Below are 12,455 nucleotides of genomic sequence, written 5' to 3'. Positions count from 1 at the left end.
AGACCGAAACGAGCGGGACACCCCCCGGCCGGGGCCGGATGGCGCCCCCTGCCGCGGGGATGACGAGCGATCAGTTCCGGGGACGGGGCCCCTTCCGAACCGCCCTTGAACGGTCAGGCAAGCCGGGGAAGCTCGACATCCCCCACCGGAGGCGCCGCGAGCCGCCCGAGCCCCATCGGGTTGACCTGCGGGATGCCCGGCGACAGCAGCGGCCTGACCAGCGGGTTGACCTGCGGGTTGATCTGCGGGTTCACCTGCGGGGCGGCGTTCGGGAGGTTGCGCGGACGGAAGACCTCCGGGACATCGACCTGCGGGCGAACCTGCGGGGCGACCTGCGGGTTGGACTCCGGCTTCACCTGCGGAACGATCGGCGACGCCGACTGCTGCGGGGCCTGGTGGTGCGGAGCATGGTGCGAGGCGGTAGCCAGCGACTCACCGAGCGAAGTGGCCGATGCGGTGGCGTGATGATGGGTGGGCCGGTGCGGAGCGGAGTGCTGAACAGGAGCCGGTGCAGCGTACTGCCGCGGAGCGGGGGCCGGAGCAGGCGGCCGCGGGGCCGGCCGCCGCTGCTGAACGGGGGCCGGTGCGGGAGCCGGCGGGGCGTACTGCCGCGGAGCAGGCGGCCGTGGAGCAGGCTGCCGCCGCTGAACGGGGGCCGGTGCGGGAGCCGGCGGAGCGTACTGCTGCGGAGCGTACTGCCGCGGGGCGTACTGCCGCGGGGCGTACTGCCGGGGAGCAGGAGCCGGAGCCGGCGGAGCGTACTGCGGAGGGGGAGCCGGCGGAGCGTACTGCGGAGGGGGAGCCGGCGGAGCGTACTGCGGAGGGGGAGCCGGCGGAGCGTACTGCTGCGGAGCAGGAGCCGGAGCGGCACCGCTGTACCCGACGGGGGCGTCGGCATGACTGACGCCGACACCGATGGCAGAGAAACCACCGGCCGCTGCGACGACGAGCATGGCCTGGTGAAGCTTGCGCATGGAACCCTCGGCCCTTCATTACCTGTGCATGGAAATCTGAATTACTTATCGGAGTCTTGTTCGCGCTAACAGTGGTAATCCTGGGGTTTCACACTCTGCGTACCCCCGTGTCGGACCACGGTGGAGGCCTCTCGCCGGCCCGCGGCGGCACCCGCTGCGTGCCGCCCTCCAACGCCCATCGAAGCCGACGGCGGATCCCATCACCTCTCCTCTGATTCGCGTCGGACAACACTGCCGGCGTGGTCGCCACGGGCTCAATCACTGTTCTCCAAGGCCCATTCGCTGTTCTCTCCCAGCAGGGAACGAGATTTCACCAGGTCCGGTCACGGGAGCCGAGGCGCCGTCACCCGTTTGCCGACTGGCGTAAATCTTCCGGGGAGTTGGTGGAGATCTGACGGCAAAGGCGCGACGGGCCCGCGGCCCCAGCACCCGCGAGAACACGGCAGTTTGCCTGACGCATTCGTGCCGGCGGCAAGCCGGCGCCTCCTGCGTGTTTCTCCCACTAGTGCGATCAGGCGATCACTTGGCGTGGGCTTCGGGACCTGCTTCCCACGGGTGGAAGGGTGGCCCGCGCAACCAGCATGCCAGCAAAACGAGATGAAGCAGGAGTCGCTATGCGCCGTACACTCGCCACCCTTTTGGGAGCCTTCGCTCTCACCGGGGCCCTCTCGCTCCCCGCCCACGCCGAACAGCCCGCGCCGGGCGGCGCCATCGGCCTCCTGGGCGTACCCCTGAAGGCCACCTCCGAGATCGGCCCGTTCCACCTCGGTGAACTGCCGCTGCTCGGCCGCGGCTGACCGTCCGATTGCAGCCCACGGTCACCACCGTCCGGCAGCCCGCCGGGCTGCCGGACGGTTTACCCATGACCACACAGGACTGAACTGCCTATTTACAGCACCAGTTCACCACTTCATGGCAGGGCATCGGATGTTCCGGCGAGTCGTTTCCGTGCCGTGAGTGAGTAGCCGCCAGAGTGGTCGTCGGCTGTCGCGTCGGCCGCGTACCAGCGGCCGGACCGCCGCACCAGAGCTATGCCTTCCCCACCCTCAGTTGGAAGTGACCAGACAGACAACATCCCTTCATTAAATAGGAATTGGTTTTAATTCTGGGGCCGAACGAGTGCATTCGCCGGGCTGAAAGAGTGAGCACAGTGCTGAATTCGTGGCCTGCCCGCATGGTTCTCGTTGAGCCTCATGCGGTCCGCGGTCGTGACCGCACTGCCACGAAGGAGAAACGTGATCACAAAGGTCATCGCCGCTTCGGCTGCCGCCGGCGGCCTGCTGCTCGCGAGCGCGGGCACGACCGTCGCCGACACCGGCGCCAAGGGAAAGGCCGCCGGCTCGCCCGGCGTTCTGTCCGGCAACCTGCTTCAGGTGCCGATCCACATCCCGGCCAACTTCTGCGGCAACACAGTCAACGTCCCCGGACTGCTCAACCCCACGCTCGACAACACCTGTATCAACGTAGATTCTCACAGCCACGGAAAGGGTGGCGACGACGACAAGGGCGGCGCCAAGGGCGCAGCCAAGGGGTCCGCGGGGATTCTGTCCGGGAACCTCGGACAGCTCCCGGTGCACGTACCCGTGAATGCATGTGGCAACTCGGGCAATGTGATCGGCGCGCTCAACGTCGCGTTCGGCAACGACTGCGCCAACGTCAAGCGGCCGCACCACGACGACTCAGCGGATCCCAAGACGGAGGTGCGCGATCACAAGCCGTCGCCGCACCACCACACAGCGGATACTCCGGACCATCGCCCGTCGGCGCCCCCGGAGACCAAGCGCGCGATCGAGCACCATGACACCCCCGAGCTCGCCAAGACGGGTGCGGAAAAGATCGGCCTGGCGATTCCGGCCAGCGCCGGGCTGATGCTCGGCGGCTTCCTGCTCTACCGCCGGGGCCGCCGCGCCTCCGCCCGCAACTGACCGCGGAGAGCGGCGGCTGTCCGGGGCTGTCACTCCGTCATATATGAGTGTGGGGCCCGTCAGTCATCGGGCCCCACACTCATGGGTGCTGTCAAGCGCCGAGAGGCCACCAGCCTCAACTGCACGAAGATCAAGGCGCTTTGAGCACCTCCCACAGCTGCCCCTCGCATCCACGCCACACCGCTGCTCCTACAAGAACGAGAACGCCCACCCCAGATGATGTGCGCCGACGGGCAAACGGGTGACCGCGCTCCGGCTCCCGTGACCGGACCAGGGGAATTCTCGTTTTACCCACTGGGAGAGAACAGTGAATGGGCTCGTCAGGTGCTGCCGAGGAAATACTCCGATGCTCCTTGTGATGCCGGGTGGCGTCGCGGGGCTGCGGAGGCTTCCATTGCGATCCGACACGGGGTACGCAGAGCGTGAAACCCCAGGATTACCACTGTTAGCGCGAACAAGACTCCAATAAGTAATTCAGATTTCCATGCACAGGTAATGAAGGGCCGAGGGTTCCATGCGCAAGCTTCAGCAGGTCGCGCTCGTCGTCGCAGCGGCCGGCGGTCTGTCCACCATCGGTTCCGGCGTCAGCTCCGCCACTCCCGTCGGGTACGGTGCCGCCCCGCCCCCCGTTCCGCAGCAGGACCCCCAGGCCAGCGCCTGGAGCGGTTCGCAGGCAACTTCGTCCGCTTCCGGCTCGTATGCGTATCCGCAGCAGGCCGCCCCGCAGGACGCCCCGCAGGTCAACCCGCAGATCAATCCGCAGCTCTCCCCGCAGCTCAGTCCTGAGATCTCCCCGCAGGCCACCCCCGCCCAGCAGGATCAGAACAACCTCTTCCGTCCGTTCCAGGAGTGCAGCCCGGCGGCACTGCTCGACGCAGACCTTCCGGTCTCCCTGCTCGCCGCCTCCCAGACCCGGGGCGTCACCTGCCACCAGCACAACCATCAGGCCAACGCCTTCGCCACCGCGTCCGGCCACTGAGGCGAGCTCACGCGTTGTCGCGACGGGCCCTTCGAGGGTGATCCCTCGAAGGGCCCGTTCGCGTGCGCGGCAGCTGATGTGCCGTCACACCAGGGAGCCACCACGCCCGTTCCGGCGCGCCCATGCGCCCGACCTGCTCGCGGTGCGGGGCGGCTGACGAACCAGGCATCCTTCGCGATCATCATAAAATCCGGCGCGTCGCTGTGCGGATTCGTGTTATTTCGGTACTAACCTCCCGTAACTGTACGAAGTCGGTCTGTCACGGACCGAAACCGCTCAATCCACCGGAGATGAAATGCGCAAGCTTCGCAAGGCTGCCGTCATGGCAGCCGCCATCGGCAGCGTCGGGTTCCTCGGCGTCGGCCCCGCCTACGCCGACGGGCACGGCGGCCATGGCGGCGGCGGTCACGGCGGCGGGAAAGGCGGCGGCTACGCCATGCAGGGCAGCAACTGCAGGTCGCATGACTTCAACCTCGACATCCTCGGCGAGGTCGGAATCCTCAACGGCGTGCTCGCCAATGTGCTCAACGGCGAGGGCAGCCCGGGCGCACAGGCCACCCACATGGGGTCGACCATGGGCTGCAACAACCACGCCTGAGAGCCAATAGTCACGTAGGCATCCGAAACAGGTCCCGGCATCCGAGCCACAAGCCCGGTGCCGGGACCATTTACGTCCCGGCACCATTTACGCCTCCCCAGGGATCCCTGACCCGGTGTCACATCGGCGTTCCACCGATCCCCTAGGGCACGGTGGAACGCCTGCGGCGTACGCACAGTGGCACTGTCGCGCACACTCGGCCCCGCCGGCCGGTGAGCACCGAACGCCTCGGATCAGGTGATCGTCCCGCCTTGGTTCAGCTCGACGCACTTCGACATGTGCACAGAAAATAATATAACCGAATTTAAATGCGTCCGGGCCATAGCCGGAATGAAAGCCCGTCAGCTCCCGCCGAAAGGCCCGGACCATCGGGCTTTCCGCCGAAACTCCTTGCCAGACACAGCAGTTGAGGCGGAGCGCCCGCACCCCTTCCGTCCGGTCAATGCCCGACCTGCCGGGGTGCGGGCATTTCCCGGGGTGCCCGCGAGTTCGCGACCGCCATGGAATCCGGCGCGTCGTCAAGTGGTTTCGGATATTTCGTATTAGCCTTAACTGTAAGAAGTCGATCAATCACAGATCGCATCCGCTCAATCTACCGGAGATAAAATGCGTAAGCTTCGCAAGGCTGCCATCGTGGTCGCCGCCCTCGGCAGCATGGGCGTCCTCGGCGCCGGCACCGCCCACGCCGACGGGCACGGCGGAGGAAAGCACCAGATGGGCTCGCTGATGGTCAAGCAGGGCAACCACTGCAGGTCGCACGACACTAACGTGGACATCCTCGGCGAGGTCGGAATCCTCAACGGTCTGCTGGCCAACGCACTTGGCGGCGAGGGCTCCCCGGGTGCGCAGTCCACCAGCATGGGCTCGACCATGGGCTGCAGCAACAGCGTCGGCAAGTAAGCGAAACGGGTCCCACAGCATCGGCAAGTATCCGCATAGGGTCCCGGTGTCCGAGCCGCAGGCCGGACACCGGGACCCCTTTTTGGCCTTCTTCGGAGTCCAGCGCGGGCCCCTTCCCCTTCGCGGTCGAGCCGAAAAGGACGCAGGCGCAATGGCGCTGATGATGGACGTGCGGAGGAAACTGCCTCACGGGGCGTGCGGACAAGCCGCTGCACATACTGCTGCGGTTGAGCCGGCCCCGTCGGTATCGGATCGCATTCGACGGTCATACCGTCGCGCGTTATCACGACGCGATGGTGCATCAGGCGCGCTGATCCCCGTCAGCGCGCCTGATGCACGAATAGGTGGCGCGGGGCGGCCAGGGGCCCCATCCGAACACTCGGCACGGTGCCGTCTGCGAATGGCCACATCCCCATGGCGCCATGGTGCCGGGCTCGGGATCACCCCGGCCCGGCCATCCGTGGTTTCAGCCTCAGATCCCGGTGTAGGGCATCTTTCAACCCTTGGGCAGCGGTGTGTGGTTGGAGCAGTTCACGACAGGCCCGAGCTTCGACGCACCGGGGCTCAGCAGACCGCTCTGGGGCCACACCACGCGCTGCCGGGAGTTCGACGAGCAGTTCTTGTGCTGCTTGACGACACGGTCACCCTTCTTGCTGGTGTAGACGACTTCGTTCTCGTCGATGCAGGTGCTGCCCATGGAGCCGCGGGCGCAGTCGGCCTGAGATCCCCCGGCGTACGCGTGCCCCGCACCGACGCAGGTCATGGCGAGACCGCCCAGGATTCCCGAGACGACTGCGATCTTCTTCTGACTGAACATGTACTGCGTTCCCCTTTGATGATCGATGCCCGGGTGCCATGCACCGCGAACCGGCCCGCGCTCGGGCCTGACGAAGGTCGAGAAATGGGTCCCGGCGCCCGGACCGTGGCCAGGACGCCGGGACCCTTTCCCTTACTTGCGGGCTACGTTGTTGCAGCCCATGTGCGAGCCCTGGCGGGTCTTCTGACCGCCCGGGGAGCCCTCACCGTTGAGCGCGTTGCCCAGAACGCCGTTGAGGATCCCGACCGAGCCGAGGATGTCGATGTTCATGTCGTGCGACCGGCAGCGGGTCTGCTGGCGGACGTCGACGCGCTTCGCGTCACTGTGGTGCTTGCGGTGACCCGATTCCTGGACGGGCTGCGGGGCGGCCTGCGGAGCCGGCTGCGGGGCGGCCTGCGGAGCCGGCTGCGGGGCGGCCTGCGGAGCCGGCTGCGGGGCGGCCTGCGGAGCGGGCCGCGGGGCGGCCTGCGGAGCCGGCTGCGGGGCGTACCGGGGCGCGGGCTGCGGAGCGTACCGGGGCGCCGCCTGCGTTGCGTACCGGGGCGCCACCTGCGGAGCGTAGTACTGCGGCGCGGGTTGCGGAGCGTACTGCGGCGCGGCAACCTGCTGCGGAGCACTGGCGTGCGGGTGGAACCCGTGCGAGTTGTTGTGGCCGCCGTCTGCAGTGGCTCCCGAGGCAGAAGCTGCCCATGCAGTGACCGTCGGACCACCGTGCGAACCACTCTGGTACCCGACACCATTGGCGAAACCGACACCGGCGCCGAGGGCGGACAGACCGGCTACCGCTGCGGCGACGATCGCGGCTTGCTGAAGTTTGCGCATGGAACTCTGACCCTTCATTTCATGTGCATGGAGCCCCCCTTGACTACCTTTTGTGAGCATATACACACTTACCGTAGTCACTATGGGATTTCGCCGCTCAACACCCCCCGTGTCGGCCCACAGAAACCTCGGCAAGCTCCCGACGGCTCTCGCCGCACCGTCCTCCAGCACCGTTCGAAGCCGACAACGGGCGTCAGTGATCACCAACTGGCCGCACGTCAGCAGGTTTTCCATGGGGCACTCACCCCCCTTTTTTCACGTTCATTGGCAAACCGGTGAGCCGTGCGGCCCGCTGAGTGCGGGCGGTGTCGCGCCGAGAGGGCCGGGGCCTCGACCGGTCATGGCCAACGAAACGCAGGAGACGGCCGGGCGCGCCGCGCGAACCGGCCAGCGCGAAAGAAGCCTGCTGAAGACTCATTTGACATCCCATCAGGGAGATTGGAGGGTCGCAGCCGCCGCGGACGGCCCACGTCACCACAGAATGAGCGTTTCCACCGGTGTCTGCGCACGGCCCATTCGCTGCTCCCTCCCGGAGAGCAACGAGCCTTCCCCCCGACCGGGTCACGGGAGCCGATGCGCGGTCACCCATTTGCCCACTGGCGGGAATTATTCGGGGTGTTGGTGGCGCCGCGAACAGAGCCGCGCCACGGAAGGCGCAATGGAACGGTGGCCGGTATGACCTTCGACGCCCCGTCCTTCATGCTCCTGAATCCGACCACGGCTTTGCGCGCCAGACCCGCCGAATATCGCGATTACGTTTCGTACACCAACACGCCGCGTTCACAGCCTAGTTAGTCTGCCGGCCTTACTCCGCCTCACCTTTCCGACGAACACCTGCACACCACGACATCGGCTCTGGCGACCAACGACCGTCGCATGGCATGTCGTTGTGACGGTCGGATATTCCGACCGGAATAGTGCCGATTGGGGGCTCTGGTTTCCATCCCCGCGCCCTGCGTTCGCGGGCAAGAGAACGGTGGATGGCCGGGTCCGGGATCAAACCGGTCCGGCCATCCACCGTTCGAGAGGATGCTCTACGAGCCTCCGGCTTCACGTGAGACGGGGAGCATGTCGCGCAGGCCAACCCGACCCGGACAAGCCCCGTCCGAGGCTCGTATGCCGGCCTCTGGGGCTCAGAATCCGGGGCCGGGCGGCTCGGCGCCTCCACCCGACGGTGCCGACGAGTTGGAGCAGGACACGGAGGGCCCGATCAGGGTGCTCGTGTTCACCACACCGTCCGTGGGCAGCTTGACGGGCCTCAGCGGCAGGCAGTCCTGCGTCTGGCGGACGACGTACGGGGTGTTGTCGCTGGTGTAACCGGATTGAGTGCAGGTGATGATGCCCCGGGTGTTGCGACCACAGTTGACCGAGGCCGCTTCGGCGTACGCCTGGGTGGCGCCGGCGCAGGTCACGACGAGGCCACTCAGAATCCCCGAGACGACTGCGATCCTCTTCCGACTGAACATGACTGCGTTCCCCTTTAGTGATCGATGCCCAGGCGCCATGTGCCGCGAACGGCCCGTGTCCTGGGTCTGAAGACGGTTGAAAAGCGGGTCCCGGCGCCCGGCCCGTGGCCAGGACGCCGGGACCCCTTGCCACTACTAGTGCTTCTTCTTCTGGTGCTGGCCGAAGTCGGCTGCGTTGTTGCAGCCCAGCTCCGAGCCCATCGGGGTGGACTGGGCGCCGGGCGAGCCTTCGCCGCCGAGCGCGCCGCCCAGGAGGCCGTTGACGAGGCCGACCTCGCCGAGGATGTTGACGTTGATGTCGTGCGACCGGCAGTGGTTGCCCTGGCTGAGGCCGATCCTGGTGCCGTCCTTGTGGCCGTGCCCACCGTGCCCATCAGCGACGGCGGTACCGGCGCCGAGGAAGCCGACGCTGCCGAGAACGGCTGCCACGACGGCAGCCTTACGAAGCTTGCGCATTTCAACTCCGGGGATTGAACGGATGCGATCGGTGACCGATCGACTTCGTACAGTTACGGCAAGCTAATACGAAATTCCCGTAACAACCCGACGACGCGCCGGATTCCATGACCATCACAATCGGACGCCGCCCCGGGTGCCATCCCGCGACGGAATCGTCGTTCAATCACACTGCACAAAGTCCGTAAATCCCACCGCACACGCCTCGTTCGGGCATGCCGCAAACGAAGAGGCCCCCCGGGGTGTCCCCCGAAGGGCCTGCAACGAACGTCGAGTGCGGCCGCTCCCGGCCTCAGCCAGTGAACGCGTGGTTGAACTGGCCGCAGGTGGTGCCCCAGGTCTGCGGGACGGCGAGCACGCCGATCGGGAGGTTGCTCTCGGCAAACGTCTGCGGACTGCACTCCTGGTACGGACGGTAGAGCTCTTTCACCTTTGGGCCGTGGCCCTTGTCACCGGCGAAGGCGGTGCCGGCGCCGGCACCGACGGCGGTCAGACCGCCGGCCGCAGCGGCGACGATCACGATCTGCTGAAGCTTGCGCATGGAACCCTCGGTCCTTCATTACCTGGTACATAGAGGCTGATTGCCTACTGTGACTGGATGCACACTAGCAGTAGTCATCTTGGGGGTTCCACGACGCTGCGCGTTCCGTGTCCGGCCACGCAACAAATCTCCCGCGCCGCAACGGCATTCGCCACGCTGCTCTCCCACGTCTTATCGAGCTTTACCTCGTGTCACTGAGCTTGAATTCGTGGTGGCGGCCGGGCCGGGCATGGCGGTTCGAAGGGCAGACCGATCCCGGTAAGGCTCCGTCAATGAGGTGCGGACGGTGCTGGATCCGCTGCAAGTTGGCACATATGTGGTCCCCGGCCCGACCGCAGTTGACGCGTGGCAGTCCTGCGGACGCATTCCCGCGGGTGGCCTTGCCGGAGCAGGACCAGCGCCACGGACTTCGTGCCCAGTTTCCGTACCGCTTAACCGAGTTCAGGATCATACGAAGGCCGCCCTGATGCCCGGACAACTCCTGTCGGTGACAGCCCCGGTAACCCTTCGCGGGCGCGATGATGAGAATTCAGCGGTGCGATCGATGCGGTGCGATCGATATCGGAGGCTGGTGTCGAGAGCGTGCAGTTGAAGCTGCCGTCCCGGCCATGTGGTGCCTGGACCAGAGCCACGCGAGCCGCCGTATGCCAACTTCGTGGAGCCGTAAGCGGTATTGACGTGTTCGATCGGCCCGCGGGTCGGTTCGGGGGCGGGGGATCGGCACGGAGGGCAAGGGGTTGGGGGCACGGTGAGGGTCGCGTTCGTCCGCTGCGTCGCTCGGCACCGCTCCAACATGTGGCCCGGCCCGAGGCACGGGTGTCTTCACCGGGGCGTGCTGGTGCTGCTCGGCCGCGAGGGCGGCGACGTCCGTCTTGCGCGGCCGGCCGATGCACTGATCCGGCACCAGGGCATCGGCGCCGACGCGATGGCTCGTCCCGTTGGGGCGTATCCACTGGTGGTCGACTGCCGCCGCGCGGCGGGGACACCGATAGCACGGTCTTGTGGTCATCCGGCCCTGACCGGGCCGCCCACCAGCTCGTTCTGCCTGATGCACGTCACGGGTGGAGCAAACCTTGAAGCTATTGGGGTGGCTCTTCGTCGTGTCTGCGGGATTCGCAAGGGAACGCGGTATCCATCGGATTGTCAGATTTCCCGCTAATCAGGAGAATGTCATGCGCAGGTACATAGGACACTCCGTGGCCGCCGCGGCGATTGCCGCCGTTGCCATCATCCCGCTCAGTGGTGTGGCCCAGGCCGGTGGTGGTGGCTGCGGCCACCGCGACGGCTACCAACAGCATCACCACGTGAAGGACAACCTCCATCACCATCATCACCATGACGATGGGAAGAAAAAGAAGAAGGACCACCACCATCACCATCACCACGGCCATCACCATCACCATGACAACGTGAAGGTGACGGTTGATACCCCCCATATCTGGGGTGGGTTCTGCCATGGCTTCGACCACCAGCACCCCGATGTTTGGCACGGCAAGCTCGATCGTCCCGACGTTTGGCACGGCAATCTCGATCGTCCTGACGTTTGGAACGGCAAGCTCGATCGTCCCGATGTCTGGAATGGCGGTCACGGGCACGGGGGCCACGGCCACGGCGGCCACGGCCACGGCGGCCACGGCCATGGCGGGGGTGACAGCCTCTTCGGGGGCGGTGGCCTTTTCTGACAACCGGAAGGAGAGACGGGCCACCGCGGCACCCCCACCGCGGCGGCCCGTCATCATGTGTCCGCCGGGTCCGGCGGCTGGAGCGGGCCCGCGACATGCGCCCCGCCCGTGCCGGCCGCAGCCTGGTGTCATGTACGAGAAGCCACCACGCGTGACCGTCCACCCGCCGGGTCCCGGCGGGGCGCGGCGCGTGACGGTCGACGGCCGGCCCCTGGGGGTCGCCCACCGGATCGAGGATCTGGTGAAGTTCCTGCGGCACGCCCGGCTGACGGAGCATGTCCCGCTGGATGAGGTGGAGGTCGAGGAGACCGATCTCATCGACTGGCTGGGCGGAGGGCCCGAGGAATGGGGCGGCTAGGTCGTGCTGTTGGCCACCTCGTCCAGCCGGCCGCCTCGCCTGGTTGCCGCCTCGCCCGGTTGGCCGATCCACCCGTGAACGGCGGTACGCCGTGGCCGTGTTCGGGCAGGCGGAGTTCGGGCACGCGGCGTTCCGTGTCACTTCATGCGGGGCGAGGAGTCCGTGACGAAGTGTTCGGTGCTGTGGATGGCGCATTCCCGACGCCGGGGGAAATCCAACATTCAAGTTGATTGCGGCAGGCGTTCGGCGTGCGGCCGTCGATCGCCGTTCGGTTTTCTCTGCGAGGAGGCACGGAAACGCGGAACCCGTAGCGGAAGCGGAACGGTCGTCAATCACATCCCCGGCGGTGGTGCACCCGGGCCCCTTGCCCCACCCCGTCGGCCGGCGCCGCGCGGCTTCGTCCGTCACTCCGCCGAGCACCTTCATTGCCTTGTTTTCGCAGGTCAGAAGGCTTGTGGCGCAGTGTGCCCGGAGCCGGACTTGAACCGGCACGGCCCGAAGGCCAGCGAGGTTTAAGCTCGCCGTGTCTGCATTCCACCATCCGGGCCTGGGATCCCCCATGGCACCTCAGAGAGGGCAGCACGAGCGTAGCCCGCAGCACACTGCGCACATCGGCCGCACATCCCGAGGTTGTCTTATTTTATTGGCAACTGAGGGCGCATCAGTGACCGGTACAGGCCGTCGGCACATGCCTGAGGCCCACGTTTGCGGTGTGGCGCCACAACGAAATTCGTGCCCGAATTGACGGAAACTCGATGCCCCGTCGAGGGGCTCTGCCATGCCCCATGCCGTACGGCTACCGGATCGGTCCGACGCGCGGCCGGAACGGGGCGACGTCCGGCTCGGTCGGCGTGGCAACGCCTGGCGGGGAGGGGAGCGATGCAGCCCTGATGATGTTTTGACATGACCCTGAGGCGGTCTGACGCTGCCATGTCGC

At 66.7% G+C, this 12,455-nt stretch carries 13 protein-coding genes and 1 tRNA gene; 6 read left to right on the top strand and 8 right to left on the bottom strand.

All coding sequences use genetic code 11. From position 1 onward, the window contains the following. Positions 1 to 113: 113 nt before the first annotated feature. Positions 114 to 356 (bottom strand): hypothetical protein, encoded by a 243-nt coding sequence (locus tag K9S39_RS27005; protein WP_248865896.1) that lies wholly within the window; start codon positions 354 to 356, stop codon positions 114 to 116. Positions 357 to 1,588: 1,232 nt separating this feature from the next. On the opposite strand from K9S39_RS27005, the gene K9S39_RS27000 reads away from it, so the two are divergent. The 5 genes from K9S39_RS27000 to K9S39_RS26980 all read left to right on the top strand — a co-directional run bounded on the left by K9S39_RS27000 (position 1,589) and on the right by K9S39_RS26980 (position 5,376). Beyond that, positions 1,589 to 1,771: a hypothetical protein gene (locus K9S39_RS27000; protein ID WP_248865895.1), complete on the top strand. Its 183-nt coding sequence runs from the start codon at positions 1,589 to 1,591 to the stop codon at positions 1,769 to 1,771. A 438-nt stretch (positions 1,772 to 2,209) separates the two neighbouring features. After that, a complete protein-coding gene (locus tag K9S39_RS26995; protein WP_248865894.1) occupies positions 2,210 to 2,899 on the top strand; it encodes a chaplin in 690 nt (229 codons plus the stop codon). A gap of 514 nt (positions 2,900 to 3,413) precedes the next feature. Beyond that, a complete protein-coding gene (locus tag K9S39_RS26990; RefSeq protein WP_248865893.1) occupies positions 3,414 to 3,878 on the top strand; it encodes a hypothetical protein in 465 nt (154 codons plus the stop codon). A 295-nt stretch (positions 3,879 to 4,173) separates the two neighbouring features. Further along, positions 4,174 to 4,476: a hypothetical protein gene (locus K9S39_RS26985; protein ID WP_248865892.1), complete on the top strand. Its 303-nt coding sequence runs from the start codon at positions 4,174 to 4,176 to the stop codon at positions 4,474 to 4,476. A gap of 606 nt (positions 4,477 to 5,082) precedes the next feature. Continuing rightward, positions 5,083 to 5,376, top strand: a complete 294-nt coding sequence (locus K9S39_RS26980) for a hypothetical protein (RefSeq protein WP_248865891.1) — start codon at positions 5,083 to 5,085, stop codon at positions 5,374 to 5,376. Between the two features lie 496 nt (positions 5,377 to 5,872). Here the strand turns inward: K9S39_RS26980 and K9S39_RS26975 are convergent, their stop codons facing one another. The 6 genes from K9S39_RS26975 to K9S39_RS26950 all read right to left on the bottom strand — a co-directional run bounded on the left by K9S39_RS26975 (position 5,873) and on the right by K9S39_RS26950 (position 11,184). Beyond that, positions 5,873 to 6,193: a hypothetical protein gene (locus tag K9S39_RS26975; protein WP_248865889.1), complete on the bottom strand. Its 321-nt coding sequence runs from the start codon at positions 6,191 to 6,193 to the stop codon at positions 5,873 to 5,875. Positions 6,194 to 6,325: 132 nt separating this feature from the next. Beyond that, positions 6,326 to 7,015 (bottom strand): single stranded DNA-binding domain-containing protein, encoded by a 690-nt coding sequence (locus K9S39_RS26970; RefSeq protein WP_248869244.1) that lies wholly within the window; start codon positions 7,013 to 7,015, stop codon positions 6,326 to 6,328. 1,133 nt (positions 7,016 to 8,148) lie between these two features. Then, complete coding sequence (locus K9S39_RS26965; protein ID WP_248865888.1) at positions 8,149 to 8,481, bottom strand: hypothetical protein; 333 nt, start codon at positions 8,479 to 8,481, stop codon at positions 8,149 to 8,151. Between the two features lie 135 nt (positions 8,482 to 8,616). Beyond that, positions 8,617 to 8,937, bottom strand: a complete 321-nt coding sequence (locus tag K9S39_RS26960) for a hypothetical protein (protein WP_248865887.1) — start codon at positions 8,935 to 8,937, stop codon at positions 8,617 to 8,619. Between the two features lie 292 nt (positions 8,938 to 9,229). Further along, positions 9,230 to 9,478, bottom strand: coding sequence for a hypothetical protein (locus tag K9S39_RS26955; RefSeq protein ID WP_248865886.1), 249 nt, complete (start codon positions 9,476 to 9,478; stop codon positions 9,230 to 9,232). 1,079 nt (positions 9,479 to 10,557) lie between these two features. After that, positions 10,558 to 11,184 carry a hypothetical protein gene (locus tag K9S39_RS26950; RefSeq protein WP_248865885.1) on the bottom strand — a complete coding sequence of 209 codons (627 nt, stop codon included), beginning with the start codon at positions 11,182 to 11,184 and terminating at the stop codon, positions 10,558 to 10,560. A 106-nt stretch (positions 11,185 to 11,290) separates the two neighbouring features. On the opposite strand from K9S39_RS26950, the gene K9S39_RS26945 reads away from it, so the two are divergent. Next, complete coding sequence (locus K9S39_RS26945; RefSeq protein ID WP_248865884.1) at positions 11,291 to 11,518, top strand: hypothetical protein; 228 nt, start codon at positions 11,291 to 11,293, stop codon at positions 11,516 to 11,518. Positions 11,519 to 11,983: 465 nt separating this feature from the next. Here the strand turns inward: K9S39_RS26945 and K9S39_RS26940 are convergent. Next, positions 11,984 to 12,065: transfer RNA gene (locus K9S39_RS26940), tRNA-Leu, on the bottom strand. Positions 12,066 to 12,455 lie beyond the last annotated feature (390 nt).

Origin of the sequence: Streptomyces halobius (assembly GCF_023277745.1) — a bacterium.
In the GTDB taxonomy this organism is placed as follows: domain Bacteria; phylum Actinomycetota; class Actinomycetes; order Streptomycetales; family Streptomycetaceae; genus Streptomyces; species Streptomyces halobius.
The sequence above is the reverse complement of the archived record's forward strand: the minus strand, read 5'-3'. Positions and strand labels throughout refer to the sequence as shown.